The sequence below is a fragment of the Bradyrhizobium sp. SZCCHNR1098 genome (genome assembly GCF_032489375.1).
Classification (GTDB): domain Bacteria; phylum Pseudomonadota; class Alphaproteobacteria; order Rhizobiales; family Xanthobacteraceae; genus Bradyrhizobium.
Genome location: NZ_JAUEXY010000010.1, coordinates 257,958 through 283,646, shown reverse-complemented (window position 1 = coordinate 283,646; position 25,689 = coordinate 257,958). Strand labels below are relative to the sequence as shown.

General features: G+C 66.5%; 31 protein-coding genes and 2 tRNA genes. 15 read left to right on the top strand and 18 right to left on the bottom strand.

Annotated elements, in window-relative coordinates; genetic code table 11:
• Positions 1–30: 30 nt before the first annotated feature.
• The 3 genes from QX135_RS22320 to QX135_RS22310 are packed head-to-tail and all read left to right on the top strand — an operon-like array spanning position 31 to position 3,031.
• The gene (locus tag QX135_RS22320; protein ID WP_315811075.1) at positions 31–1,110 is read left to right on the top strand and encodes an efflux RND transporter periplasmic adaptor subunit; all 1,080 of its coding nucleotides are present in this window, start codon (positions 31–33) and stop codon (positions 1,108–1,110) included.
• On the top strand, positions 1,107–2,342 hold the full coding sequence (locus tag QX135_RS22315) for an ABC transporter permease (RefSeq protein ID WP_315737864.1): 1,236 nt from the start codon (positions 1,107–1,109) through the stop codon (positions 2,340–2,342). Before QX135_RS22320 ends, QX135_RS22315 begins: the two co-directional genes overlap by 4 nt.
• Positions 2,339–3,031 (top strand): ABC transporter ATP-binding protein, encoded by a 693-nt coding sequence (locus QX135_RS22310; RefSeq protein ID WP_315774692.1) that lies wholly within the window; start codon positions 2,339–2,341, stop codon positions 3,029–3,031. Before QX135_RS22315 ends, QX135_RS22310 begins: the two co-directional genes overlap by 4 nt.
• A gap of 316 nt (positions 3,032–3,347) precedes the next feature.
• Here the strand turns inward: QX135_RS22310 and QX135_RS22305 are convergent.
• The 3 genes from QX135_RS22305 to QX135_RS22295 form a co-directional block, all read right to left on the bottom strand.
• Positions 3,348–3,424: transfer RNA gene (locus QX135_RS22305), tRNA-Pro, on the bottom strand.
• Positions 3,425–3,586: 162 nt separating this feature from the next.
• The gene (locus QX135_RS22300) at positions 3,587–4,240 is read right to left on the bottom strand and encodes a cold-shock protein (protein WP_315737862.1); all 654 of its coding nucleotides are present in this window, start codon (positions 4,238–4,240) and stop codon (positions 3,587–3,589) included.
• A gap of 200 nt (positions 4,241–4,440) precedes the next feature.
• Positions 4,441–5,202, bottom strand: a complete 762-nt coding sequence (locus tag QX135_RS22295; protein ID WP_316180035.1) for an SIR2 family NAD-dependent protein deacylase — start codon at positions 5,200–5,202, stop codon at positions 4,441–4,443.
• A 373-nt stretch (positions 5,203–5,575) separates the two neighbouring features.
• On the opposite strand from QX135_RS22295, the gene QX135_RS22290 reads away from it, so the two are divergent.
• Positions 5,576–5,740, top strand: a complete 165-nt coding sequence (locus QX135_RS22290; RefSeq protein ID WP_315737860.1) for a hypothetical protein — start codon at positions 5,576–5,578, stop codon at positions 5,738–5,740.
• Between the two features lie 62 nt (positions 5,741–5,802).
• Here the strand turns inward: QX135_RS22290 and QX135_RS22285 are convergent, their stop codons facing one another.
• On the bottom strand, positions 5,803–6,087 hold the full coding sequence (locus QX135_RS22285) for a hypothetical protein (protein WP_315737859.1): 285 nt from the start codon (positions 6,085–6,087) through the stop codon (positions 5,803–5,805).
• 131 nt (positions 6,088–6,218) lie between these two features.
• On the opposite strand from QX135_RS22285, the gene QX135_RS22280 reads away from it, so the two are divergent.
• Positions 6,219–6,344, top strand: a complete 126-nt coding sequence (locus QX135_RS22280; RefSeq protein WP_316180038.1) for a hypothetical protein — start codon at positions 6,219–6,221, stop codon at positions 6,342–6,344.
• A 468-nt stretch (positions 6,345–6,812) separates the two neighbouring features.
• On the opposite strand, the gene QX135_RS22275 is transcribed toward QX135_RS22280, so the two are convergent.
• Positions 6,813–7,115 carry an HU family DNA-binding protein gene (locus QX135_RS22275; RefSeq protein WP_172109121.1) on the bottom strand — a complete coding sequence of 101 codons (303 nt, stop codon included), beginning with the start codon at positions 7,113–7,115 and terminating at the stop codon, positions 6,813–6,815.
• Between the two features lie 591 nt (positions 7,116–7,706).
• Between QX135_RS22275 and QX135_RS22270 the strand changes: the two genes are divergently transcribed.
• Positions 7,707–8,159: a VOC family protein gene (locus QX135_RS22270; protein ID WP_315737857.1), complete on the top strand. Its 453-nt coding sequence runs from the start codon at positions 7,707–7,709 to the stop codon at positions 8,157–8,159.
• A 267-nt stretch (positions 8,160–8,426) separates the two neighbouring features.
• Positions 8,427–9,068: a glutathione S-transferase family protein gene (locus tag QX135_RS22265; protein ID WP_316180041.1), complete on the top strand. Its 642-nt coding sequence runs from the start codon at positions 8,427–8,429 to the stop codon at positions 9,066–9,068.
• A 5-nt stretch (positions 9,069–9,073) separates the two neighbouring features.
• Here the strand turns inward: QX135_RS22265 and QX135_RS22260 are convergent, their stop codons facing one another.
• The 4 genes from QX135_RS22260 to QX135_RS22245 all read right to left on the bottom strand — a co-directional run bounded on the left by QX135_RS22260 (position 9,074) and on the right by QX135_RS22245 (position 10,434).
• A complete protein-coding gene (locus tag QX135_RS22260; RefSeq protein ID WP_316180042.1) occupies positions 9,074–9,343 on the bottom strand; it encodes a porin in 270 nt (89 codons plus the stop codon).
• A 43-nt stretch (positions 9,344–9,386) separates the two neighbouring features.
• Positions 9,387–9,644 (bottom strand): PilZ domain-containing protein, encoded by a 258-nt coding sequence (locus tag QX135_RS22255; protein WP_315712079.1) that lies wholly within the window; start codon positions 9,642–9,644, stop codon positions 9,387–9,389.
• A gap of 168 nt (positions 9,645–9,812) precedes the next feature.
• Positions 9,813–9,887, bottom strand: a tRNA-Glu gene (locus QX135_RS22250).
• A 214-nt stretch (positions 9,888–10,101) separates the two neighbouring features.
• Positions 10,102–10,434: a Rieske 2Fe-2S domain-containing protein gene (locus tag QX135_RS22245; protein ID WP_315737854.1), complete on the bottom strand. Its 333-nt coding sequence runs from the start codon at positions 10,432–10,434 to the stop codon at positions 10,102–10,104.
• Between the two features lie 199 nt (positions 10,435–10,633).
• Between QX135_RS22245 and QX135_RS22240 the strand changes: the two genes are divergently transcribed.
• The gene (locus tag QX135_RS22240; RefSeq protein ID WP_315737853.1) at positions 10,634–11,386 is read left to right on the top strand and encodes a hypothetical protein; all 753 of its coding nucleotides are present in this window, start codon (positions 10,634–10,636) and stop codon (positions 11,384–11,386) included.
• A gap of 281 nt (positions 11,387–11,667) precedes the next feature.
• Here the strand turns inward: QX135_RS22240 and QX135_RS22235 are convergent, their stop codons facing one another.
• The 4 genes from QX135_RS22235 to QX135_RS22220 all read right to left on the bottom strand — a co-directional run bounded on the left by QX135_RS22235 (position 11,668) and on the right by QX135_RS22220 (position 15,248).
• Positions 11,668–11,793: a hypothetical protein gene (locus QX135_RS22235; RefSeq protein WP_315737852.1), complete on the bottom strand. Its 126-nt coding sequence runs from the start codon at positions 11,791–11,793 to the stop codon at positions 11,668–11,670.
• A 172-nt stretch (positions 11,794–11,965) separates the two neighbouring features.
• A complete protein-coding gene (locus QX135_RS22230) occupies positions 11,966–12,544 on the bottom strand; it encodes a hemerythrin domain-containing protein (protein ID WP_315774681.1) in 579 nt (192 codons plus the stop codon).
• Positions 12,545–12,684: 140 nt separating this feature from the next.
• Positions 12,685–13,914: a 5-aminolevulinate synthase gene (gene hemA / locus QX135_RS22225; protein ID WP_315737850.1), complete on the bottom strand. Its 1,230-nt coding sequence runs from the start codon at positions 13,912–13,914 to the stop codon at positions 12,685–12,687.
• Positions 13,915–14,099: 185 nt separating this feature from the next.
• On the bottom strand, positions 14,100–15,248 hold the full coding sequence (locus tag QX135_RS22220) for a PLP-dependent cysteine synthase family protein (protein WP_315755545.1): 1,149 nt from the start codon (positions 15,246–15,248) through the stop codon (positions 14,100–14,102).
• 776 nt (positions 15,249–16,024) lie between these two features.
• Here QX135_RS22220 and QX135_RS22215 point away from each other — a divergent pair.
• From QX135_RS22215 to QX135_RS22205, 3 genes are all read left to right on the top strand, one after another.
• On the top strand, positions 16,025–17,053 hold the full coding sequence (locus tag QX135_RS22215; RefSeq protein WP_315737848.1) for a PrsW family intramembrane metalloprotease: 1,029 nt from the start codon (positions 16,025–16,027) through the stop codon (positions 17,051–17,053).
• Positions 17,054–17,181: 128 nt separating this feature from the next.
• A complete protein-coding gene (locus tag QX135_RS22210) occupies positions 17,182–17,769 on the top strand; it encodes an HdeD family acid-resistance protein (RefSeq protein ID WP_315737847.1) in 588 nt (195 codons plus the stop codon).
• A 230-nt stretch (positions 17,770–17,999) separates the two neighbouring features.
• Positions 18,000–19,085, top strand: coding sequence for a 3-deoxy-7-phosphoheptulonate synthase (locus tag QX135_RS22205; RefSeq protein ID WP_315737846.1), 1,086 nt, complete (start codon positions 18,000–18,002; stop codon positions 19,083–19,085).
• A 48-nt stretch (positions 19,086–19,133) separates the two neighbouring features.
• Here the strand turns inward: QX135_RS22205 and QX135_RS22200 are convergent, their stop codons facing one another.
• Genes QX135_RS22200 through epmA form a run of 3 tightly spaced genes read right to left on the bottom strand, consistent with a single transcriptional unit; the run spans position 19,134 to position 21,568 of the window.
• Positions 19,134–19,391 carry a hypothetical protein gene (locus QX135_RS22200; protein ID WP_315737845.1) on the bottom strand — a complete coding sequence of 86 codons (258 nt, stop codon included), beginning with the start codon at positions 19,389–19,391 and terminating at the stop codon, positions 19,134–19,136.
• A 36-nt stretch (positions 19,392–19,427) separates the two neighbouring features.
• Positions 19,428–20,522 (bottom strand): lysine-2,3-aminomutase-like protein, encoded by a 1,095-nt coding sequence (locus tag QX135_RS22195; RefSeq protein WP_316234286.1) that lies wholly within the window; start codon positions 20,520–20,522, stop codon positions 19,428–19,430.
• Positions 20,519–21,568, bottom strand: coding sequence for an EF-P lysine aminoacylase EpmA (gene epmA, locus QX135_RS22190; RefSeq protein ID WP_316234285.1), 1,050 nt, complete (start codon positions 21,566–21,568; stop codon positions 20,519–20,521). The genes QX135_RS22195 and epmA overlap by 4 nt, the downstream gene beginning before the upstream one ends.
• A gap of 138 nt (positions 21,569–21,706) precedes the next feature.
• On the opposite strand from epmA, the gene efp reads away from it, so the two are divergent.
• The 3 genes from efp (at position 21,707) to QX135_RS22175 (ending at position 24,255) form a co-directional block, all read left to right on the top strand.
• The gene (efp, locus tag QX135_RS22185; RefSeq protein ID WP_315712097.1) at positions 21,707–22,273 is read left to right on the top strand and encodes an elongation factor P; all 567 of its coding nucleotides are present in this window, start codon (positions 21,707–21,709) and stop codon (positions 22,271–22,273) included.
• Positions 22,274–22,312: 39 nt separating this feature from the next.
• Positions 22,313–23,929, top strand: a complete 1,617-nt coding sequence (locus QX135_RS22180) for a M23 family peptidase (protein ID WP_316234284.1) — start codon at positions 22,313–22,315, stop codon at positions 23,927–23,929.
• 62 nt (positions 23,930–23,991) lie between these two features.
• The gene (locus QX135_RS22175) at positions 23,992–24,255 is read left to right on the top strand and encodes a hypothetical protein (RefSeq protein ID WP_316230794.1); all 264 of its coding nucleotides are present in this window, start codon (positions 23,992–23,994) and stop codon (positions 24,253–24,255) included.
• A 91-nt stretch (positions 24,256–24,346) separates the two neighbouring features.
• On the opposite strand, the gene QX135_RS22170 is transcribed toward QX135_RS22175, so the two are convergent.
• Together QX135_RS22170 and QX135_RS22165 are read right to left on the bottom strand one after the other, a co-directional pair.
• Positions 24,347–24,529 (bottom strand): hypothetical protein, encoded by a 183-nt coding sequence (locus QX135_RS22170; RefSeq protein WP_315737840.1) that lies wholly within the window; start codon positions 24,527–24,529, stop codon positions 24,347–24,349.
• Between the two features lie 59 nt (positions 24,530–24,588).
• Positions 24,589–25,059 (bottom strand): carboxymuconolactone decarboxylase family protein, encoded by a 471-nt coding sequence (locus QX135_RS22165; protein ID WP_315737839.1) that lies wholly within the window; start codon positions 25,057–25,059, stop codon positions 24,589–24,591.
• A 53-nt stretch (positions 25,060–25,112) separates the two neighbouring features.
• Between QX135_RS22165 and QX135_RS22160 the strand changes: the two genes are divergently transcribed.
• Positions 25,113–25,658 carry a MarR family winged helix-turn-helix transcriptional regulator gene (locus tag QX135_RS22160; RefSeq protein WP_316234283.1) on the top strand — a complete coding sequence of 182 codons (546 nt, stop codon included), beginning with the start codon at positions 25,113–25,115 and terminating at the stop codon, positions 25,656–25,658.
• Positions 25,659–25,689: the final 31 nt, after the last annotated feature.

Here is a 25,689-nt window from a genome sequence, read left to right as displayed (position 1 = left end):
TCCCGTCGCAGGGTCCGTTCGATCATGGACATGCTGACGCCGGACCCATCCAACGCCATTGCTGCCACGCCGGCCGTCGATCGCGGCCGGCGTCGTTTTCCGTGGCGCGGCCTGCTCTCGATCATCCTGCTGTTCGGCGCACTGGCTGGGTTTGCCGTATGGTGGATGCGTGGACCGCTCATCGCGACCGCCCGCATCACTCGCGGCACGGCGGCCGAGATCGTCTATGCAACCGGCGCGGTGGAGCCGGAGACGTGGTCGCGGAGCACGCCGCTGGTTCGCGGCCGCATCGTCGAGCGCTGCCGCTGCGAGGGCAAGCTGGTCAAGGCCGGCGACGTGCTGGCGCGGCTCGACGACAAGGAGGCGCTGGCCACCTTGAACGATCTGCGCGCACAGGAGGAATTCCAGCGCCTCGAATTCGAGCGGCAGACGCAGCTACTGGCGCGCGGCGCGGCCACCTCGCAAGCGTACCAGCGCTCCGAAAGCGATCTCGCCCGCATCCGCGCCCAGATCGCGGCCCAGACCCAGCGCCTCGACTACTTCAAGCTGGTGGCGCCGATGGACGGCGTCGTCCTCAAGGAGGACGGCGAGGTCGGCGACATGGTCGATCCCGGCACCATCCTCTACCGCGTCGGCCTGGAGAAGCCGCTCTGGGTCGTCGCCGACGTCAACGAAGAGGACATCCCCCGTGTCCAGGTCGGCCAGAAGGCGCTGCTGCGCGCCGATGCGTTCGGCAACCAGGCGCTGCCCGGGACGGTGAAGCAGATCACGCCGGCGGGCGATCCCGTGGCGAAGACGTTCCGCGTGCGGATCGGCTTGCCCGACAACACGCCGCTGCGCGTCGGCATGAGCGTCGAGGCCAACATCGTCAGCCGCGAGACGGCCGACACGCTGCTCGCGCCGGCCAATGCCGTCGTCAACAACAGCCTCATGGTGATCGAAGGCGGCCGTGTGCATCGGCGCGCGGTGCGGATCGGCATCCGCGGCTCCGCGGCGGTCGAGATCCTCGACGGCGCCCGCGAAGGCGAGCTGGTCGCGGCGCCCGCGACCGCCGACATCAAGGACGGCGAGCGGATCCGCGTGATCGAGCCCGAGACGTCCGCGCCATGAGCCTCGTCCTGACCATCGCCTGGACCCATGTGCGCCATCGCGCCCGGCAGACGCTGGTCGCAATCGCCGGCGTCATGACTGGCGTGGCGTTTTCGGTGATGATGGCGGCGATGATGGAGGGCTCCCAGGACGACTTCATCCGCACGCTGGTCGACGCGCTGCCGCACATTTCGATCACCGACGAGCTGCGCCAGCCGACCCGCCAGCCGGCCGACCTGGTCTATGCGGCGGCCGAATTCCACCGGTTGACCCCGAACGTCCGCCGCCCCGGCATCAAGAACCCGATGGCCACCATTGCCTCGCTGCAGGGCTGGGTGCCGGGCGCGCTGACGGCGTCGGTGCAGTCAAAGGCCGTGCTGCGCTTCGCCGGCCGCAACCTGACGGTCGCGATCATCGGCATCGATCCGCGCACGGAGGGCCAAGTCTCGACGCTGCCGAGCCACATGCGGCAGGGCAATCTCAATTCGCTGTACCGGTCCTCGCACGCGATCCTGCTCGGCGACCGGCTCGCGGCCAAGATCGGCGCGCGAGTGAACTCCAACATCACGCTCGCCTCGGCCCAGGGCATCAGCATGAACGCGACCGTAGTCGGCACCTTCCATTCCGGCTTCCGCGGCACCGACGAGACCACCGGCTACGTGCTGCTGCGCACCGCGCAGATCCTGGAGCGCCAGACCGGGATCATCAACGAGATCCGCGTCCGCACCAACGATCCGATGCAGGCGCGCCTTATCAGCGAGCGCATCGGCGAGCAGACCGGCTACAAGGCGGTCTCCTGGCAGGAGGCGCAGGAGGATCTGCTGGCGGCGATCACGCTGCGCAACGTGCTGATGTACACCATCGTCGGCGCCATCCTGCTGGTCGCGAGCTTCGGCACCTACAACATCATCTCGACCATCACCCACGAGAAGACCCGCGACATCGCCATCCTCAAGTCGCTCGGCTTCCGCGACCGCACGGTCCGCGCCATCTTCATCGTCGAGGCGCTGTTCATCGGCCTCACCGGTGCCGCCCTCGGCTGGGCGCTCGGCTACCTGCTTACCCGCGGGCTCGCCTCGCTCGAGTTCAAGACGCCGTTTTCCGACTACAATCATCTGCCCGTGCTGTATTCGCTGAAGCACTATCTGCTCGCGGGCGCGGTCGCGCTGATCTCCAGCGCCGTCGCCGGCTACTTTCCGGCCCGGGCCGCGGCGCGGTTGCATCCGGTCGACATCATCCGGGGCGCGACGTGAGCCCGCCCCTGATCGAGGCGCGGCAAGTGACGAAGGTGCTGCCCGGCGAGGTGCCGGTGACGCTGGTGGCCGACATCGATCTCGTGATCCGTCCGCGCGAGCTCATCGCCATCACCGGACCGTCGGGCTCGGGAAAATCCTCCCTGCTCTACCTGCTTGGCCTGCTCGACCTGCCGAGCCAGGGCGACGTGCTGATCGACGGCCGCTCGACGACGGGCATGAACGAGGATGAGCGCGCCGAGGTGCGACTGTCGCGGCTCGGCTTCGTCTTCCAGTTTCATTTCCTGCTGCCGGAATTCTCGATCACCGAGAACGTCGCGCTGCCGATGCGCGCGCTGGCCCGGCTGTCGCCGCGCGCCGTCACCCAGCGCGCCGAGGAGCTGCTGGCGTCGCTCGGCCTCGCCGATCATCTGCGCAAGACGCCGGACAAATTGTCCGGCGGCCAGCGTCAGCGCGTTGCGGTGGCGCGCGCGCTCGCCAACGATCCGCCGGTGATCCTCGCCGATGAGCCGACCGGCAGCCTCGACACCGCCGCGACCGCGCAGGTGTTCGGCATCCTGCGCGATCTCGTCACGCTGCGCGGCAAGACCGTCGTCGCGGTCACGCACGATCTCAACCTCGCCGCTCAGATGCACCGGCGCGTGCACATCATCGACGGCCGCCTGGCGCAGGACGAGCTGGCGCGCTGATCGGCCCGCCGCGACCTCGGCACGGCCGACGCGCGAACGGCCTCCTGCGCCTGATTTGATTTAGCGCAAAGACGCGAGATTTCGATTCAGAGGATGCTGACGACCAGCGGATGTTCCTTCCCCGGATTCACCCGCACACTTCGGATGCTCCCGGGTTTTGCCGCTGCGGGAGCATCCGAATTTTTTTATCGGCCCAGCCGCGCTCGCGGTCGCTCGGCCGATTGAGCGCTGGCGGCCTGGCCGAAATCTTTCTCGCTATCGTGAGTATCGCGCCAGCTATCAGGCCCCGCCTGAGAAAGCCGCGCCGCTGCGGAGATGGTCGGGGCAGCTGGATTCGAACCAACGACCTGCAGTACCCAAAACTGCCGCGCTACCAGGCTGCGCTATACCCCGATGTTCTCAAGGACCATTGTCCTGGAGGACCCGTCACTACACGGTCGCGGCCTCCGCAGCAAGACCGCGGCCCGGTCCGTGAAGCGGAGCCGACATGAAAACGGCCCCAGGAAGCGCCGTTCCAGGGGGCCGTCAAATACCGTGGTCGCAGGAAGCATCCGCTCAGTGCGAGGACAATGCCGGCGAGCCCGTCTCGGGGTGGATCTCGGCCGCCATCATGCCCTTGGAGCCTGGCCCGTAGCGGACCAGCACCCATTGGCCGGGGCGCAACTCGGTCATGCCGTAGCGGCGCAGGGTCTCCATGTGGACGAAAATGTCCGGGCTGCCTTCCCCGCAGGTCACGAAGCCGAAGCCGCGCAGCCGGTTGAACCACTTGACCTGGGCTCGCTCCAGCCCGCTGGTCGGCGTCACCGTCACATGGGTGCGCGGCGGCAGCATCTGCGCCGGATGGATCGCCGTCGACTCGTCCATCGAGACGATGCGGAACGCCTGGTAGCCCTTGGAGCGCTGCACGCACTCCACCACCAGGCGAGCACCTTCATAGGCGGTCTGGTAGCCGTCGCGCCTGAGCACCGTGACGTGCAGCAGCACGTCCGGCCAGCCATTGTCGGGAACGATGAAACCGTATCCCTTCGAGGCGTCGAACCATTTGATGACACCGCTGATTTCGACGAGGTTCTCGCCAAGACCGGTCATCGCATCGATTGCCGAGTCGCGCGCGACGCCGGTTTGATATTCCGCCCCGAGCCGGGTTGGTGTCGATACACCAACGACCGGCATCCCAAGCTTCTTGGACTCAAATCCGTCCGACCCCATAACCCCGGACCTCACATATGAATTGTGAGCCGCCACCCCTGCAACGGCGCCCTCATACACGTGCTCACCACCTATACCCACGATGAGTCACGCGAATCTCTCGAATCAAAGATAACATTCCCTCGTGCCGCGCATAGATAAAAATCGGTTTCAGTGAGGCATATGAACAGAGATGCCGACAAAAATGCATCAATTTCCGTTCAATTACGGACGAACGATCCGAGTACTTCGCCGATGTCGTGGTGGATAACAAGGTCTGCAACGTCGTCCTGATCGGTCGGTTCCCGGTTGATGATCACGAGTTGCGCGCCAGCCCGCTTTGCCATCAATGGAAAGCCCGCGGCCGGCCACACAACCAGCGATGAGCCGATCGCGACGAACAGATCGCAGTGCTGCGCGAGTTCGGTGGCACGCTGCATTTCATGCTCGGGCATCGACTGACCAAAGGATACCGTCGCCGCCTTCACCGGCTCCGCGCAATCGGGACAATCCGGCGCGGCACCATCGGCCTCGAAGCGCTCGCGCACCCAGTTGAGCTCATAGCGCTGCCCGCATCCGATGCATCGCGCGTAGGTGGTGTTGCCGTGCAGTTCGATGACGTGATCCTGGGCGAAACCGGAGTCCTGGTGCAGGTTGTCGATGTTCTGAGTGATGACGGCCGGAATTTTCCCCGCACGGTAGAGCGACGAAAGCGCCAGGTGGCCGCGGCCGGGCCGCGCCGCGGCAAACGTCTCCTGCATCGCGAAGCGCCGCCGCCAAGCCTCGTCCCGCGCCTCCTGGCTAGCGACGAATTCGTCGAAATGGATCGGCCGGTTGCGCGTCCATAGACCGCCGGGAGAACGGAAATCCGGAATGCCCGTCTCGGTCGATAGTCCAGCGCCGGTGAAGGGCACGATCGCACGCGCCGCAGCGATCATGTCTCCCAGGCGATTCACCCCGTCGTGCAGATCGGATGCAATCATCAGCGGCTGCCCCGAACCATGAGACCTCGCATCATCATTGTCCTCCCTTCATAGCACGACAAACTGGCTCCCGCCTCCAAGCGTGTCCGGCCCGGCTGCGTCGTCGTGCCACTCCGTCTCCACCGGAACCGGCCGTGAACGACGCGGCTACAAGCAAAACGAGTCGGATTGTTCCGTGTCTACCTGAAGACGTTGGCGCTGCTCGCCTCCCGCGGTCTGTCCCCGGCAAAACGCGCGGCCCGCCTGCAGCCGGGCCGTGCGTCCGCAATCACGCCTCAATCGGACATCCACATCGCGCCAGCGATTCGCCAGGAAGTTTGTCACGCGTCTCACGGCGAGGCTCGCCGGATAGCAACCGGAGCAGAGAGGATCCGTGAGGCAGAACGAGACGCAGGACGACCGCCGCGCGAAGGAGCGCGCCGACATCACCGCAAGGATTGCACGGTTCAAGTCGACCCAGGAGAAGTTCGCGCGCGAACGCGAGGAATATGCCCGCTCGGCGTGGAAGAAGGCGCAGCGCGGCGAGGCCGCGGAATAGCAGGGATGAAACGAGAGCCCGGAGGCTTTCGCCATCCGGGCTCTCCTTCTCACGACTGACGTCTACCAGTGATGACGCCAGTGGTGGTAGCGATGATAGTACGGTCCGCCGTAATAGGCATACGGGCCGGGCGCGTAGACGTAACGCGGGCCGTAGTCATAGTAGTCGTAGCCCGGACCATAGTAATAGGGATGCGACGCCGCGATCGCGCCGGCGGTCAGCGCGCCCGCCGCGAGGCCGAATGCGAGACCCGGACCAAGACCGCGCGCCTGTGCCGGCGCGGGTGCCGCCAATGCGGTGACGGCGACGGCACCCGCGGTCGCCAGAACTGCCAATGCCTTTCTCATGATCGATGTCCTCCAATTCCGATGCGTCCAAACAACGCAGATGCGGGGGAATTGGTTGCAGGCTGGTCGCCCCCGCGCGCGGCGGAACGGTAACGCTAGTCATGCGTTCACCCCTCTAGGGGGAGTCCGCGATGGCATCCTGGCTGGAACTTCTATTCAACATCATCGGCTATGGCGGCTTCGTCGTGCTTGCGTTCCGTCATCCCGGGACCGAGGCGGCCGGTACGGAAGACGGAGCGGATCTGGACCGCGACTGACGCCGAGCCGCGTGGCGATCACGCCGGAGGCTCATCCACAATCGATCCAACGCCTGTCCACAGCTCCCAGCCTGTGTCTTTTGGCTCCCGGATCAACGGCTTGCTGCGCAATATCCCCCAGCTTTTCCCCAGCGCGCGCGACGACGCTGCCCGCTCGGGCGGAGGCCGCACGGGCCGGTCAATCTTCCCGGGAAAAACCCTTGAACCTTCCTGCGGCACGCCGAGACAGATCAGTACTGGGGATTTCAGGGCCCAGTGTTCGAGGGTGGCGCCACGCGACGAAGATATTCCGTCGCGCTGGCGCTGCTGTCGTTTTCCGCTTTCCCCGCGCGAGACTTCGCGATCCGCGCCGGCGGCGCTTCGGCGAACGCAACACTCAGGCCCGCCGCAGCCTACACATTCCGCAACGAAAGAGGCCCCCTTCTCAGGGGGCCTCTGACGTGATCACGACCGTGGCTGACGGTCAGATCAGGCAACCGCATCCTTGGCGGCCTTGACCGGGCGCGCGCGCACGATCTTGCGGGCCGGCTTGGCCTTGAACATCATCTCTTCGCCGGTGAAGGGGTTGGTGCCCTTGCGCGCCTTCACGGCGGGTTTCTTGACCACGACGAACTTGGCGAAGCCCGGCACCAGGAACACGCCGTTCTTCTTCAGCTCCTTGTGGCCGACGTCGGTGAGCGTCTCCATGACGTTCTTGACGTCGCGCTTGGACAGCTCGGTCGAGGTCGCAATCTTCTCGATCAGCTGCGACTTGGAAAGTTGGGTAGCCATCGTATCTCCTTGTGATTGGTACCGGTGAATGACGTGACGACTGCGCGGCTATCAGCGCATTGCTGCGCAGACTGGTCGGGGCATTCTGGCTGCATTGCACAGCCGGGACTTCAGTCGTCTGGTGGCGTATCACCCCGCGATTTTTCGGGATTCTCCTGCATTTCAAGGGGCCCCGAAGCACCCACAGCGGCGCCAAAATTCCAACGGAGCGCGCAGAAGTCAAGCTGCGATGGCGATCGAACGGAGCATGCGATTCATTTTCCCCTATATTTCCAGGCATTTTCGATGGTCCTGCGTGATTTTGGCCTCACATTGCAGGCGAAACACGCTGAAATCCCTGCATGCGGTCGCATCGCGCCCGTTCATCTCTGCCGCGAATCACTACCAAAACAGCGATTCGCTGGCATACGGAGAGGCTCTCGCAACACCGCGCAGCCCCGTCGAATGCGTCGCCGCGCGCACCGCACATCCGCGCGAGCCGGCATCGCCGCAGCATCAGGCTCGATACACGGGCGAACGAATTGCTGCTATGGATCGGCGTCCGCAGGCGGCCGTTGAGCATCCGCTTCGAGTTCAGGGAGAGAAGAAACGATGCGTTATCTCCACACCATGCTGCGCGTGCGCAATCTCGACGCCGCGCTCAAATTCTATTCCGATGCGCTCGGCCTCAAGGAGGTGCGCCGGATCGACAACGACAAGGGTCGCTTCACACTGGTGTTTCTCTGCGCACCCGAAGATGAACACCTGCTGAAGAGCCTGCCGCCGACGCGCGGCGCCCCGCTGGTCGAGCTCACCTACAATTGGGACGAGGAGAGCTATGGCGAGGACCGCTTCTTCGGCCATCTCGCCTATGAGGTCGACGACATCTACGCCACCTGCGACCGGCTGATGAAGCTCGGCATTACCATCAACCGGCCGCCGCGCGACGGCAACATGGCCTTCATCCGCTCGCCCGATCTGCACTCGATCGAGCTGTTGCAGAAGGGCGAGCCGAAGGCGCCGGCCGAGCCCTGGCTGTCGATGCCGAACACCGGACATTGGTGAGCCGTTCGCACTCGTCCACCTGCCGGAACATCGAGGCCATCCTCGCGTTGTCGCTCCGATTGATGGAGAGGATTCGAGGAGGCCGAGATGGGTCGAGGAATTCTACTGTGGTTGTTGGGCGTGCCGATTCCGGTGATCATTCTGCTGTGGCTGTTCTTCGGCCACTGATCGCTGCGAACGACGCGTTCGACGGAAAAGCCCCGCTTCGAGCGGGGCTTTTTGCGTAACATGCGCTAGCAATGCCGCTCGCCCAGACAGGAGCCGGACGTGTCCGCCGACAACAGACTGACGATCTGGGGCCGCCCCAATTCGGTGAACGTGCAGAAGGTGCTGTGGCGTCTCGCCGAGCTCGATGTCGCTTATGACCGTATCGACGCGGGCATGCAGTTCGGCCGCAACAACGAAGCAGACTATCTCGCGATGAATCCGAACGGCCGCATCCCGACGCTGGTCGAGGGCGATTTCGTGCTGTGGGAGAGCAACGCGATCATGCGCTATCTCTGCCTCGCTTATGGCGATGGCACGCCGCTTTATCCAACGACGCCGCGGCACCGCGCCGCGGTGGAGCGCTGGCTGGACTGGACGCTGTCGACGGTGCAGCCGATCGAGCGTCCGCTGTTCTGGGGATTGGTGCGAACGCCGCCGGAGCAGCGCGACATGGCCGCCTTGCAGAAGGCGGCCGACGACGCCGCGGCGATGTGGCGCATCCTCGACACGCATCTGGTCACGCGCAGCCATGTCGAGGCCGAGCGCTTCACGCTCGCCGACATCGCGCTCGGGGCCTATGCCCGGCGCTGGTTCGGGGTTGAAGGTGTCGTCAAGCCGGAGCTGCCGAGCCTCGCGCGCTGGTACGGACGGATCGCGCAACGCCCGGCCTTCATCCGCCACATCGCGCCGCCGCTGTCGTGAGCACCTCACCGGCTGGTCGAGGTGCCCATCTCGACGCGCAGGGCTCCGCCGACCTTCACGCAGGTATTGGTTCCCTCGACGCGTACGAAGTTGGCACCGTAGGACGCGCAGGGATTGTTGCTGGCGGCGCCTGAACGGGGTGCCGCCTTGTTGGGTCCAGCCGCCTTCGGCGCGGGAAGCGATGGCGCAAGAAGCGATGATCCCGGCGAGCCGGCGGTTGCCACGGTCACGGCGGCCAGCGCCGCGATGGCGCCCAGGATGAGAGATCGACACATGCCGCTTGTTAGCGCGTCTGCCGCAGGGATGCGACAGCGACGTCTACTTGCCGATGAACTTGACGCCGACCGAGGCGCCGCGGCGCCACACCACCTGGCACTGGCGGCCCGTTCTTGCGTCGCGCGCGAAGGCGAGCCGGATGGTCGCCGGCAGCGCCGCCGCGTCCTGCAGGGTCAGCTTGGCGCCGGCGCTGGAAATGTCCTGAACCAGGCAATGGCGCACGGCGAACCCGCCATCCAGCGTGATCCACGCCGGCTGCTTCATCGATTTGCGGGCTTCCCGCTTCTTGGGCGCGGCCATCATCCTGCTCCTGCTTCGCCCGCTGCAGTACGGCAAGGACCCTAATGGACGGTTGACCGGACCACGTACTCGCCTGCGGTGCATGAGCGCAGACCTCACGCCGACCGCATCTCGACGCGGACCGTGGATTTCGAGATCGGGGGATGGGTAAGGAAAGCCGGCGCGGAGTGGCGCTCCCTAGCGGAATCGAACCGCTCTCTCCACCGTGAAAGGGTGGCGTCCTAACCGATAGACGAAGGGAGCAATACGCACGATGCCAGAGGGCACGAGGCCCTGGTGCCATCGCCGCTTGCACGTTTCGGTAAAACCTTCAGCAAATCAGCCGCTTGAGGCGATGATCTGCGAGGCCGGCTGAACCACCGACGGTGATTCCGTGCCGCGCGCCGAACGTATAGAGGCGTTTCGCCGGCCGGGCAAGCCACCCCTTGGCGGTCTTTCCGCGCTCCTCCGGCCATGCTCAACGCGCCGCAAACAGCGGGGAGATGCCGTCCGTGTCGATGTAGACCACGCCCTCCTCGACCTTGACCGGATATTGCGCCAGCGCGCTCTCCGGCGGGTGGAGCGGCGTACCGGTGAAAGCATCCCACGTCCAATTGTGCACGGGGCAACTGAGGACGCGGCCGTCGAAGCCGGCCTCCTCCATCGGCGCCGCCGTGTGCGGGCAGACGCCCTGGAACGCCTTGAGCTCGCCATTGTCGGGCCAGGCAAGGATGATGAGCTGGGCGTCGGCGATGACGAGGCGCATGCCACCTTCGTCGATGGTGTCGGCCTTGCAGACGCGGGTGAACATTCGCTGGCCTCATGCTCCATTGCGACCATCGCAATCGAAGGACCACGAGCAAAACTCGTTCCGCGGACCGCGCTGTACCCCGCGAGCCCGACAAGACCGTGGCACCCTTCTTGCTGCCTGCCCTGCAGATCTGGTCGAACGAGCCGACGTGTCGCAAAGGCGACAGACCGCTCGGCGGCGAGTTGCGGCGGAGTGCGACATGACCGACATGACCGAGCTGAGAACACGCAAGGAGCCGCTCAATCTCGCCATCGTGCATGTCGATCCCGACGCCTTCATCGCCAACCTCATGGGCTGGCTCGAGATCACCGCCTTCATCAAGGCGCAGCGCGCCGGCGAGGCCACGGTGCCTGCAGACGGCAAGACACCCGCATTGTCGGCGGCGCAATTGCAGAACGGCGGCGTCCACGAGGTCGGCAACGACGCGCTGTTCGCCTTCGCGATGACGGCGTCGCTGAAGGGCGACAAGGCCGCGGTCGACAAGGTCGAGACCGCCTTGCTCGACGGCATGGGCAAGGATTTTCCCGGCTCGTTCGCGCTGTGGCACTTTCGCGCCACGATCGATGCACCGACCACGCTCGACGATTTCGTCGGCCAGGCCGGCAAGAAGATGCTGACGGGCGATCTGCCGCCACCGCCACTGCGCGCCAAGGAATATTGGAGCGCCGGACTGCGCTTCTTCGAGAAGGCGCGCAAGTCGAACTTCGTCCACGAGATCATGTATCCTCTGGCGAAATGGACGCGGGCGCGCTGGACCGAGACAGCGGAGAAAGGCGTCGCCTTTCTGCATCACATCGAGGACAACGTCCCGGTGCTGCGCGAGGTGCTGGAGGAGCCGCGAAACGACCAGGCGTTCATCGCCAATGTCCTGCTGAGGCTCGCGCCCGCGGTCGATATGGAATTGAATGAGGAATATCAGGGGTTCCTGCGCTCGCTGGCGCGGCGCAACTGACGCAAGGGTGCGGTGTCAATTCCAGCTGACCCGCCCACGCAAAAAGGCCGGCGGGCGTTACGCCGCCGGCCTCTTGTCGCGACTGCCGGCTCCGGCCGTCCGGTTCCGTCGCATTCCTGGGGAATATGCGAACAGGGTCGCGCGATCTGGTTAATGACAGGTTAACGCACGTATACCGGAGGAATAACCACGATCCTGAGCTCTACAACCATGATCCCGGGTTTGCGTTCCGGCCATGAAGCAGCGCGAGGACCATCGAGCGGCGAGATCGGACAAGACCGTCAGCTCAGTTGCAAGGTGCGCTTCGTCTCACGGCGCAGCGCCTGCTCCTGGCAGCCCGACAGCCGGACGAGCTCCTGGGGATACATGTCGTAGCCGTGGCTGCCAAAGGCACTCTGCTGCGCCATCGGGACCTGCGCAGGCGTCCGGGCCGCGTCTGCCCCTCCCCCTGCATTCGACGAACCTCGGACCGGATCGAGCCCAGTGTTCAAAGCGGCCATAGCCAGCTCCGCGAAAGAGTGCCTGCCCCGGCTGGAACTATAGTCCACCAGCCACGGGGCGCAATTGGGCAAAACGCCATCAGCCGGCGGTGGCGCGCGCCTGCTCCGCCTCCTGTTCCCAGCGCAGGATGGTCCGCTCGAGATTGTGGAACTTCTCGGCGACGTCGCCGTCGAACAGCGGGTCCTTGCGGTCGGACATGCGGGCATCGATGTCGGCCCAGTCCTCCGCGCTCAGGGTGCGCAGCGCCGCGGGAAACAGCAGGGTCTCCTCCTTGCGCAGATGCTCGCGTTGGCTGTCGATGAACTGGTGCACGGCGGCATGAAAGCTTTCGCGCAGGATCTCCTGGTCCGACAGCACCGCGTTCACGGCGTCGGCAAAGCCGCGCAGCCGCCGCGCCTCGGTCTCGTGCTCGTCGTCGACGTCGCCATAGGCTGCGGCCGCGGCAGGGTCGCGCTCGCGCAGCTTGTCGAAGATCATCTCCTCCTTGGGATGATGACAGCGCTGCGGATAGTCCTCGAAATAGGCGATGATGCTTTGCAGGATGTCGTAGTCCGGCCGCCGATTGTGATCAAACAGCTCCAATTCGTGCTCGAGCACCGACAGAAGCTTCTCGAGATTCTCGTGCTCCTGCAGCAGCGCTTCGATGATCCTAGCCATGGCCGCCCTCGCCTGTGCGCCGGCCGGGCCCTGCCGAACCGGCATTTTCCCTGAACACAAAAGACTACGCCCGCGCGAGCGCGGGCGGCATTGCGGCAGATCAAACTGACTGGCCGATGTGATAGGTCAGCGGGACGGGCTCACTCCGCGGCCAGCGCCTGCGGCGCCCGCGCAAGGCCGAGCCGGTCCCAAACGTCGACCAGCGCCTCGGCCAGGGCGTCGATCAGGCCGTCATCATGGTAGGGCGATGGCGTGATCCGCAGCCGCTCCAGGCCGCGCGGCACGGTCGGATAGTTGATCGGCTGGATGTAGATGCCGTGCTCGGACAAGAGCAGGTCGGACGCCGTCTTGCACTTCTCGGGATCGCCGACATGCACCGGCACGATGTGCGTGTCGGACGGCATGACCGGCAGCCCGGCGGCGTTCAGCACGGCCTTGAGTCGGGCCGCCCGATCCTGGTGCCGGTCACGCTCCCACTGCGAGGTCTTGAGGTGGCGGATCGCGGCGGTCGCGGCGGCGCAGACCGGCGGCGGCAAGGCGGTGGTGAAGATGAAGCCCGGCGCATAGGAGCGGACGGCGTCGATCAGATTGGCATTGGCGGCGATGTAGCCGCCGAGGCAGCCATAGGCCTTGGCGAGCGTGCCTTCGAGGATGTCGATGCGGGCCATCGCGCCGTCGCGCTCGGCGATGCCGCCGCCGCGCGGGCCGTACATGCCGACCGCATGGACCTCGTCGACGTAAGTGAGCGCGCCATAACGCTCGGCGAGATCGCAGATCCGGTGCAAGGGCGCGACATCCCCATCCATCGAATACAGGCTCTCGCAGACGATCAGCTTGGGCCGGTCGGGATCGGCCGCCCGCAGCAGCTCCTCGAGATGGGCGAGGTCGTTATGCCGCCAGACCTGCTTCTCGCTCCCGGCCTTGCGGACACCCTCGATCATCGAATTGTGGTTGAGCGCGTCCGACAGCAGCAGGCAGTTCGGCAGCAGTTTTGCGATGGTCGAGATGCCGGTCTCGTTGGAGACGTAGCCCGAGGTGAACACCAGCGCCGCTTCCTTGCCGTGGAGATCGGCAAGCTCGCGCTCGAGCTCGATCAGCGGATGGTTGGTGCCGGCGATGTTGCGGGTGCCGCCGGCGCCGGTGCCCATGCGCGCGGCGACATCGACCATGGCGCCGATCACCTTCGGATGCTGGCCCATGCCGAGATAGTCATTGGAGCACCAGATCACGACGTCCTTCGGCCCCTCCGGCGAATGCCAGATTGCGCGGGGGAAACGGCCGGCGAGGCGCTCCAGATCGGCGAAGACGCGATAGCGCCGTTCCTGGTGCAACTGGTCGAGGGCACGCTCGAAATAGCTGTCGTAGTTCATCACCTGATCCGTCCTTCCCCTGCCCGCGTCCCGAACCTGCGTTCCGGCGCGCCCTTGGAGGCCTGTTCGGGGTCGGACCAAAGCGCAATCCGGCGCGTCCTTCGTTGATCCAGATCAGGGATCGCGCACGATGCCGGGCATCCGGATGCCGCTCGCCGCGGTCCGCGACGCCCCCCGGGAGGCGTTCAGGCGCGCAGCGGGTTCTCCGCATCGGCAACCTCGAGCCGCAGCGGCGCACCGGTGTCGAGGAAGGCAGACAGAGCTGCCTCGTACGGCGCGGGGTCGAGACCGCGCGCGGAGAGCCATTGCGGCTCGTAATAGGTTTGGCGATAGCGCTCCCCGGAATCGCAGATCAGCGTGACCAGTGAGCCGCTCTGTCCATCCTGCCGCATCTCGGCCGCCAGCCGGCACAGCGCCAGGAAATTGGTCCCGGTCGAGCCGCCGACCGGCCGGCGCAGCCGCCGCGTCAGCACGTTCATCGCCGCGACGGAGGCGGCATCCGGCACCTTCATCATGCGATCCACGACCCCCGGCACGAAGGATGGCTCGCAGCGCGGACGGCCGACGCCCTCGATCAGCGACGGCCGTTCGCACGTCCGGGCGCTGTCGCCGTTGCAGAAGGCGTCAAAGAACGCGGAATGCTCGACATCGGCGACGCACAGCCGCGTCGGGTGGCGGCGGTAGCGCAGATAGCGGCCGATCGTCGCCGACGTGCCGCCGGTGCCCGCGCCCATCACGATCCATTCCGGCAGCGGGCAGCGCTCGCCCTGCAGCTGGTTGAAGATCGACTCGGCGATGTTGTTGTTGCCGCGCCAATCGGTGGCACGTTCGGCGAACGTGAACTGGTCCATGTAATGGCCGCCGAGCCGGCTCGCGAGCGCAGCCGCCTCGGCATAGAGAAACCGGCCGTCATCGATGAGATGGCAGTTGCCGCCGTAATGCGTGATCGCGGCGATCTTCTCCGCCGAGGTGGTGCGCGGCATTACCGCGTAGAACGGCACGCCGATCATCTGCGCGAAATAGGCTTCCGATACCGCTGTCGACCCGGAGGAGGCCTCGACCACGGGCGTGCCTTCGCGGATGTGGCCGTTGCACAACGCATAGAGAAACAGCGATCGGGCCAGCCGATGCTTGAGGCTCCCGGTCGGATGGGTCGACTCGTCCTTCAGGTAGATGTCGATGCCCGCGAGCGCGGGCACGATCAGCCGGATCAAGTGCGTGTCGGCGGTCCGGCACTGGTCGGCCTCGATGGCCGCCACGGCGTCGTCGACCCAGCCACGGCGATAGCGTGGACCACGGGCTCTGTCGGAAGCTGACCAAGGCGGCGAATTCATCGCGGCAACCGACCATGATCCCTTCGCCACATCAAGCCCGCCCGGCCGCCCATGCCGAGCAAGCTGGGGGCAAATAGCGGTTCGGCGCCAGCCGCCGAGCCTTGGCGCCGCAACGGAGCGAACGGCTTCGCATTTGCATCAGCGGAAAACGCTCGCATCGCTTGCAACTCATGGAATGCACACGTGAATTTCGGAAGAATCTTTTGAATGACGGCGGGAATGGTCAAATATTTGCACGCTTTTGCGACCAAGCTGGGCATCATCGAACGGCACGACCGAGTCGAGCCTGCATCACGGGCGAGCCACGCCTGCTCCGAGGGGCACCATGAGAGTTCTTTCGATTGTTCTGGTTGCGTGCGCGATCAGTCAGGCCGCTCTCGCTGAAGGTCTGGAATGCCGGCGTGTGGCCGACCCGACGCCACGCTTGAGCTGCGTGGAAACGCCGACGACCGCCCAGGCGCCAACCACCTCCCGCACCGACGCCTGGACCCCGGTCGAGCCGCGCCAGGAGGCCCCGGTGCGCGGCGGCGAGGCGACGGCGCCGAGAACCTCCCGGCCCCGTTGAGGCCAGCCGGGCGGCAGCCGACCGCGGCTGCACTCGGCCCTGCAACGGTCTCTCCCCAATCGAGCACCAGGGCGCGGTTCTTTCCCTTGAAGGGCGGCTCATTCTGCCGACATGTAGATCTTGCCGTGCGGCCACGGACCGATGTCAAATCCACCCCCGCGCGGGCGGTGGAGGGCCGGTTCGGCTCCGCCGCATTGGATGATCGGAGACCATGGCTTACTTGCCATCGCAAATGAACCTGCTCGAAGCCCTCGCGACCGTGATCGGCACCGCGGCGATCGCTCCCGCGCTGCTGATCCTCTGGCTGGTGGTCGCCGCCGGTGACAATTCAGGCCCCCCGCTCAAGATCTGGACCGCCTTCCTGCTCGGGGCAGCCAGCGTGCTGCTGCTCGGCATTGTCAGGATGCCGTTCCAGCATGTCGGGCTGACATTGGAGAATCCCTGGATCGCCCAGGCGGTCCGGGCCCTGTTCGGCGTCGCCTTGCCGGAAGAGCTCGCCAAGGTCGCGGTGATCGCCGCGCTATGGTCGCGGCGCCGGCAGGTCGGCAACGCCATGGACACGGTGTTCTATGGCGCGGCCGTAGGCCTCGGCTTTGCTGCCTATGAAAATCTCGCTTACCTCGTCCAGCATGCCGAGATGTGGCGCTCGTTGGCGGTGCTGCGCAGCGTGCTCACCGTGCCGTTTCACGGCGCGCTCGGCATCATTGCCGGTGCCTATCTCGCGATCGCCCGCACCAGTACGGCGCTCGGCGCCAACCGCCACAATCGCGAAGGGGCACGGCTGTCGAGCTGGGCGCTGGTGCTGGCCGCTCCCGTGATGCTGCATGCGGCCTTCGACTATCCATTGCTGTTGCTGCAGCGGGCGTCGACGCTCGACACCGCCGCGCGCCTCTGGCTCGGCGGCGTCAGCGTGCTGATCGGGTTCTCCTCGATCGGCCTCGCCGTACGGCTGGTGCGCCGGGTCGCCCATCACCACACGCCCCGCACCGAGGTGGCGCGGGCAAGACTGAGCCAGCTGCGCAGGATGTGGGCGCTGCTGCTGCTCGGCGGCGCCGCCGGCTTCGTCGGGCTGGGATTCGTGCTGACCTCGATTCGGCATTGGCTGCTCAACCCCGACCGCAACGTCGCCGGCGTTCTGGTTCCGCTGGGCCTCACCGCGATCATCGTCGGCATGGCCCTTCTGATTGTCACGACGACGATCTATGTTTTCGGCCGCAACCGGATGCGGACGACGGCATAATCCCGGCCCCGCCGCGCCATCAGAGCAACGAAACGCGCATCACGCGCTTGTCCCGGCCGTCGTTCCTCACCATCTGCGTGGGAGGCGGACGCGGCATCCAGCCCGTGACCTTGCCCGGAGTGACGATCATGACCCTTCCGCAGGATACGATTCCGCCCGAGCTCGAGCGCATGAGGTCGCAAATGGGCGCAGCCGTGCGCACGCATTGGAAGGCCTTCCTGATCGAGGGCATCCTCCTCGCCGTACTCGGCCTGCTTGCGATGATCCTCACCCCGCTGGCAAGCCTTGCGGTAACGATCTTCCTCGGCTGGATGTTCCTGATCTCGGGCATCACGGGGCTCGCGCTCACCTTCTGGGCCCGCGGCATGCCGGGCTTCTGGTGGTCGCTGTTGTCGGCGGTTCTCGCCATCATCGCCGGAATCATTCTGGTGGCGCAGCCGGTTCAAGGGACGGTAACGCTGACCATCGTGATCGGCGTCTATTTCCTCGCCGAGGGCGTCGCCACCATCATGTATGCGCTGGAGCACCGCCGCGAGCTGTCCGGGCGCTGGTCGTGGCTGGCAATCTCGGGCGTGGTCGACATCGCGATCGCCGGCATCATCATTTCCGGGCTGCCGGGCACAGCGTTGTGGGCGATCGGTCTGCTGGTCGGCATCAACCTGCTGTTCGGCGGGCTGTCGATGATCGGCATGGCGCTCGCCGCGCGCAACGGCTGACGCCGGGGGGCTCGATTTTCGGGATGACAAGCGGCCGCGCGGCCGCTATAGGATGGCCATGATCAACGCCGCCACCAGCTTCTATTGGTACTTTAGCTACGACAGCTCGCTGGCGGCGGGAGGATCGCGCTCAATCTGACACATTGCAGCAAGATATCCGAACGAGCCGCCAGAACCTGGCGGCTTTTTTGTTGCCGGCAGGTGCCCATCAAGACACCCAGGAGCCCGCCATGCTGAGCACCACAGACGATCTTCGTATCAAGGAAATCAAGGAATTGAGCCTGCCGGCGGAGGTGATGGGTGAAATCCCCCGCACCCTCACCGCGACCCGTGTGGTGATGGCGGCGCGCAACGCGATCCACGCCATCCTGACCGGCAGCGACGACCGCCTGCTGGTCATCGTCGGCCCCTGCTCCATCCACGATCCCGACGCGGCGATCGACTACGCCGGCCGCCTCGCCACCTTGCGCGAGCGCCTCGCCGACCGCCTCGAAATCGTGATGCGGGTCTATTTCGAGAAGCCGCGCACCACCGTTGGCTGGAAAGGCCTGATCAACGATCCCGGCCTGGACAATTCCTTCGACATCAACAAGGGCCTGCGGCTCGCGCGCAGCGTGCTGTCCGCCGTCAACAATCTCGGCCTGCCGGCGGGATGCGAATTCCTCGACATGACGACGCCGCAATACATCGCGGACCTCGTGGCCTGGGCCGCGATCGGCGCGCGCACCACCGAGAGCCAGATCCACCGCGAGCTGGCCTCAGGCCTGTCGTGCCCGGTCGGCTTCAAGAACGGCACCGACGGCAACATCCGCATCGCCGCCGACGCGGTGAAATCGGCCGCTCATCCGCATCATTTCATGGCGGTGACCAAGGGCGGCCGCTCGGGCATCGCGGCGACCACCGGTAACGAGGACTGCCACATCATCCTGCGCGGCGGCAGCGGCCCCAATTACGACGCCGCCCATGTCGAGCAGGCCTCGGCCGAGCTGATCAAGTCCGGACTGCCGGCGCGGCTGATGATCGACACCAGCCACGCCAATTCGAGCAAGAAGCCGGAGAACCAGCCGCTGGTCGCCGCCGACGTCGGACGCCAGCTTGCCGCAGGCGAGCAGCGCATCATGGGCGTGATGATCGAGAGCCATCTCGTGGCGGGTCGGCAGGACGTGAAGCCGGGCGTGGCGCTGACCTACGGCCAGAGCATCACCGACGGCTGTATCGGCTGGGACACGACGGTGGAGGTGCTGGAGCAGCTCGCCGAAGCCGTCGCCGCCCGGCGTGCGGCGCATCGCAACTCGCCGCGTGAGCGCTCGGCGTAGCACTCACGACCGATGAGCGGCGCGCGTCGGGCGCGCCGCAGGTCGCGCTCAGCAGCCGCGGCAGATGCCCTTGATCTTGCGATCGAGCTCGCGGTCTTCCTTGGTCATGCCGCTGAATGAATTTTCTTCGGCCTGCTCGGCCTTGGGCAAATCGCTCGGGCGGACCTGGCGGTGACCGACCGGCGCCTGCGGCGGCATGCCGCTCTTCGATCCGGTGCCGGCGGAGGAGCCGCTGCCGCTCTGCGCCAGCGCGATGCCATCAGTCACGACCATCAGGAGCCCCATCGCGATCGCAAGTCTCTTCATGTTGCTCCTCCGTGTCAGCGGAATCGGCAGGACACTTCATCCCGCGGCGGGCGGATAGAGGTGCGCCTCGCCGCAATAGTCAATCACACGATAGCGCGTTTGCGCACCTGCCGCATGATCCTGCTCAACAGTTTCATCGGCAGTGAGGTATTGCGGCCCCACCGGCGCCTTGCCGTAGCCGCCGGGAATGTCGAGCACGTAGTCGGGCTGGCACAGGCCGGACACCCGGCCGCGCAGCGTTCGGATCAGGGCCTGACCTTGCGCCAGCGTGGTCCGCAGATGCGCCGTGCCCGGCGCGAGGTCGCCATGGTGCAGGTAATACGGCTTGATGCGAATCTCGACGAAGGCGCGCATCAGCGCCTCCAGGGTCGCCGCATCGTCATTGACGCCGCGCAGCAGCACCGACTGGCTGACCATGGGAATGCCGGCATCGATCAGCCGCGCGCAGGCCGCCTGAACCGCAGGGCTGAGCTCGCGCGGATGATTGGCGTGCAGCGCGACCCAGGTCGCGGCGCCCGGCACCTTCAGCGCCTCGACCAGCGCCGGCGTGATGCGCTGGGGATCGGCGACCGGCAAACGGGTGTGGATACGGATGATCCTGACGTGATCGACGCCGGCGAGATCGGCCATGATCTCCTTCAGCCGCCGCGGCGACAGCATCAGCGGATCGCCGCCGGTGAGGATCACCTCCCAGACCTCGTCATGTGCGCGGATGTAGTCCAGCGCCGCGCGATAGGCCTCCTCCGACAGCGCGTTGTCCTTGCCGGGCCCGACCATCTCGCGGCGGAAACAGAAACGGCAATACACCGCGCAGACATGCACGAGCTTGAGCAGCACGCGATCGGGATAGCGGTGCACGATGCCGGGCACCGGCGCATGCGCGTCGTCGCCGATCGGATCGCCACGCTCGCCGGGCGCCGCCTTCAGCTCGTCCATGCTGGGCACGAACTGGCGCGCGATCGGATCATTCGGATCGTCAGCGTCGATCAGGTCGGCGAGATGCGTCGTCACCGCCACCGCATAGCGCTGCGCCACGCGCGCCAGCGCCGGCTGGTCCGCCGCGTCAGCCAATCCCTGCGCGACGAGATCCTCGGCGCTGCGCAATGTCGTCGGACGTTCGACCCTGTTCATCGCTCACCTGCCGGCGGCGTCCATACCACCTGGTCGATCCTCGTGGCGCCGGCCGCCAGCATCACCAGGCGGTCGAAGCCAAGCGCCACACCGCTCGCCTGCGGCATCGCGGCCACGGCGGCGAGGAAGTCCTCGTCGAGCGGATAGCGCTCGCCATAGCGCCGCTCCTTCTCGGCCATCTCCTGCTCGAAGCGGCGGCGCTGCTCGGCGGCGTCGGTGAGCTCGCCAAAGCCATTGGCGAGCTCGACGCCGCAGGCGTAGACCTCGAACCGTTCGGCAACGCGCTGGTCCGCCGCCACCCGCGCCAGCGCGGCCTCCGGCGCCGGATATTCATATAGCACGGTGAGACGTCCCTGCCCGAGATGCGGCTCGACATGCTCGACCAGCACCTTGCTGAACAGGTCAGACCAGGTGTCGTCGTCGCTGATCCGGATCTTGCCAGCGGCGGCCTGCGCCAGCGCCGCACGGTCGCCCGCGCCGTCGCGGATGGTCGCCAGCAGGTCGATGCCTGCATGGCGCTCGAACGCGCCGGCAACCGTCAGCAGCTCGGGCTCTGCGAAGGGATCGGCGCTGCGGCCGCGAAAGGCGAACTGCCGGATTCCGGTCGCCTGGGCCGCGTGCGCGATCACCACGACCGTGTCGGCCATGATCGCATCGTAGGGTGCCTCCGCCCGATACCATTCCAGCATCGTGAATTCCGGCAGATGCAGGTCGCCGCGCTCGCGGTCGCGGAACACGCGGGCAAACTCGAAGATCCGCCGCTCGCCGGCCGCCAGCAGCTTCTTGCAGGCGAATTCCGGCGACGTTCGGAAATACCGCCGATGGCGGGTTCCGTCCGGCCTCGTCAGGTCGGTGCCCGGCGCGTGCAGATGGGTCTCGTTGCCCGGCGACACCTGCAGGATGCCGGTCTCCACCTCAATAAAGCCCTGCTCGTCGAACCAGGCCCGCAGCGCGCGGATGATGGCGGCCCGGGCGAGCAGGAACGGCCTGATGTCGGCGTGCCGCTGCGGCGACCACCAGGGCGAAGGCGCGGGCTCCCGGGACATCAGGGGATCGCCCGTTCGGGCCGCAAAAGACTGGCAACCCCGGACAAAATCAGTATGTTGCCGCCCGAAACCGCATTCCGCGTCGCGTGGCGCCCCGGCCCAGTCCGGCGCCCCTTTTTCAGTGTCAGGAAAACAGCTTTGAAAGTCATCGCCAGCTCTATTCGCAAGGGTAACGTCATTGAGCAAGATGGAAAGCTCTATGTCGTCGTGACCGCCGAGAACATCCATCCCGGCAAGGGCACTCCGGTCAGCCAGATCGAAATGCGCCGAATCAGCGACGGCGTGAAGATCTCCGAGCGCTTCAAGACCACCGACCAGGTCGAGAAGGCGACGATCGAGGAGCGCAACTTCACGTATCTTTACGAGGATGCCGACGGCTTCCACTTCATGAACCCGGAGACCTACGACCAGGTCCAGGTGCCGAAGGACGTGGTCGGCAACCAGGCCGCCTATCTCCAGGAGAACATGACGGTCAAGCTGTCGATGCACGACGTGGTCCCGGTGGCGATCACGCTGCCCCAGCGGGTCACGCTCGAGGTCGTCGAGACCGAGCCGGTCACCAAGGGCCAGACCGCGTCGTCGTCCTACAAGCCGGCGGTGCTCTCCAACGGCGTTCGCACCGGCGTGCCGGCGCACATCACGGTCGGCACCCGCATCGTCGTCATGACCGAGGACGGCTCCTACTGCGAGCGCGCCAAGGACTGAGACATCTCGAGGATCTGACGCCGGGGGGCGCGGGGGGATTTGGGGGCACGGGTCATCACACTCATCGCCGCCCTGGCGGCGATCATCACGCTGGCCGCGCCGTCCACGACGCGCGCGGCCGATGACTTTGCTCCGCCCGCCCTCACCATCAACCGCGCCGACTGGCGCGCGGCGCTGGACCAGCTCCGCTCCGAACTCAACGCGGCGCCTGAGGTCGCCGCCGACTTCGCTCTGTCCGCGTACCGGAGCAGCGTTTCGGCCGGTGATGCGCGGCGCAGGCCCGCGCTGGTCCAGCTCAACGGCGTGACCTCGACCATCTTCACGGGGATCGGACGCAGTCCGGTCCCCGTTTTGCTGCCGTTCGACGCCACGTCCTATCTTGCTGCGCGCCGCAGCGCCGCCATCGCGGCGCGCGGCCTGCCGCGCTATCAGGCCGACTTCCAGACCGACCTGTTCGATGCCGGCCCGTCCGGCTACGACGCGGTGTTCTCGCTGCCGCCGGAGGTGACCTCCGGCCTGCCGTGGCGCGTCTTCGCAAAACCGGTCGAGATCCAGATCACCGGATCACTCCTCACCTACGATGTCGCCGATCCCGCCGGCGGCAAGGGCGAAGCCGTCAAGGCGCTGTCAGCGCAATATCCCGATCTGCGCCGCTTCATTCGCGAGGGCTATGTCCGCTACGCCTTCACGCGCTTCGGCGTGCCCTATGTGGTCTCGATCCAGTGCCTCGACAGCGCGCCGCGACCGCGGCGGCTCGCCTGCCGCGAGGCCAATCCCATCGCCGAGCGCTTCCTCAAGGCACTGCGCATCGCCGGCGGGCAGCCGTCGCGCATCCCGCCGGAGATCGCGCCGCTCGCCGCCGAGCGCCCGGTCACGCTGGATGCCGATTTCACCTATCGGCCTGTTGGCGACATCGTCGCCAACAGCGGCGGACGCGGCCAGGGCGGGCGGGCCGACCGCACCGTCTATTCCCAGATCCGCTACCCTCTTGATGCGCCGGCCTATGTGCATTCACAGTCGTTCGGCCGCCGGCGCGCGAGCGACAAATTCGACCAGCCGTGGAGCCAGTATCCCTGGCGCGACAATTTCTGCGAGGCGCGCAGCTTCAACGTCGGCCAGTGCGCCAGCGGCTTCGGCCATCAGGGCCAGGATCTCAGGCCGGGCGCCTGCCCGGTGCGCCGCGACGGCGCCGACGGCTGCAACCCGTGGCGGCAGCGCGTGCTCGCCGTGCGCGACGGCGTCGTGATCCGCTCGACCCGGCAGCAGGCCGTGACGGTGCAGGTCAACAGCGGCACCGAGCACGTCCGCTTCCGCTACATGCACATGAATCCCGCGGCGATGGATGCCGACGGCCTGCTCAATGGCCGCAGCCTCCGCGAGGGCGAGCCGATCGGCGTGGTCTCGAACTATCTCGACCATCCCAACGGCACCACGCGCCATCTGCATTTCGACGTCCAGCTGTTCACGCGCGATGGCTGGATCTGGGTCAATCCCTACGTGACGCTGATTACAGCCTATGAGCGCCTGATCGGCGGCCGCGGCCGCGAGGTCGGGCTGGAGGAGATCGCCGCGTCGCCGCCGGCGACCACCGGGGCACTCGGATCGTCGCCGCTCGGACCTGCGGCCGACGCCGCCGCCGCGCGCGACCGGAACTGATCACCGGCGGGCCCGGAACCGGAGCCGACCGCTCCGGGTTGTCTGGCCACGGAGGATCGCAGATGATGACAGCCAACCCGCATCGCAGAGCCGGACCGGCGCTCGTTTCAGCCGCGATTGCGCTGCTCTGCGTGGGGGCGCTGACAATGCTGGTGCGCGACCGCTGGCATCCGCCGGAGATCAAGTCCGCCGAGGCGGCACGGCATTCGACAACCGGCCAGGTCGCCCGCGCCGCCGGCGCGCGCGTGATGCCGACCGGCCCCAGCCTCGCGGTCGAGCCGAAGCCGGAAGGCCCCAAGCCGGCGCAGCCGGCGAATCCGTTTTGAGCCTGGCACGCGCGCTTATTCGTTCGAGCTGATTGCAAGCGGCATCTGTCTCAACTCTCAGCGAGATACGAGACGGGGAGACAGTCAACAGTCACGCCGACCACTTGTCCTCTTCGCGACGATGCTCCTCGGCATTGAGGCGGTCCGCAATCTCTTGCGCCATCGCCTTGTTCTTGGTCGTGGCGATCGGCTTGCCGTCCTGGCGCTGCACGCGCTCCTTGTCGGCTTCCAGCGGAAAATCCTCCGGCTTGAGCGGTTCGTCCGTCCCGGTCATGCGCGCCTCCTCTGCCTCCCGCGCATAACCCGCCGGGCCGTGCCGCGGTTCCAGGCAACTCAGGACGCCGCCCGCGCCGGCCGCTCCGCCGGCGTCCAGCGGAACGCGACGCCGTAGCGATTCCAGAGATTGATCACGCCGATCGCCGACGTCAGGAACACCAGCTCCGTTTCCGAGAATTCCGCCCGGGCCTGCGCATAGACCTCGTCGCTGACGCCGCCCTGCAGCGTGGTCAACGCCTCGGTGAAGGCCAGCGCCGCGCGCTCGCGTGCCGAGAATTGCGGCGCCTCGCGCCATACCACGACGAGATTGATCTTGTCGGCGGAGACGCCGAGCTTCTCGGCCAGCAGCACGTGATGCTGCACGCAGAACGCGCAACCGTTGATCTGCGACGCCCTGATCTTGACGAGCTCGAGCAGTTGCTTGTCGAGGCCGGCCTTGGCCGCCTGCTGACTCACCGCAAGGATGGCATCGTACAGCTCCGGCGCCTGGCTCCGGAACGTGGTGTACTCGCTGCGCGCATGTGACATGGTCTGTCTCTCATGTTATCAGATATCTGATAACTTATCAGGGCTCTGATGATATGCGCAAGGCACCGGAATTGACGACCTCGCGAGCGTCGCGAAAGGCAGCCCCCGCAAAGGCCGGCCCCGCGCGTCGGCCGAAGACAGCGGCCCGCCCGCCATCGCCCGGCGAGGGCAAGCGCGGCGAGGACGGCTACCTCGCCTATTTGCTGCGCCAGGCACAGGCCGCGGCGCGGCTGTCGCTCGACCGCGCGCTCATCGCCACCGGCCTGACCCATCCGCAATTCGTGGTGCTGACGATGCTGAAAGCCTATCCCGGGCTGTCCGGCGCCGACCTCGCCCGCGTCGCGCTGCTGACGCCGCAGACCGTCAACGTCATCATCGGCAATCTCGAACGCGACGGTGCCATCCAGAAAGCGCCGCATCCCGTGCACGGCCGGGCGCTGCAATGGACCCTGACCCGGCACGGCCTCGCTCTGCTCGCCAAGGCCCGGCGCCGCGCCAGCGCGCTGGAGCGGCGACTCGCCGGCGACCTGAGCAAGCGGGACCTCGCGACCATCCGCCGTTGGCTGGCCCGCATCGCCGCCGAGCTCCACCAAGCGTGAAAGTTCCGCCCGTTCCGGGCTTTGCCGCCGG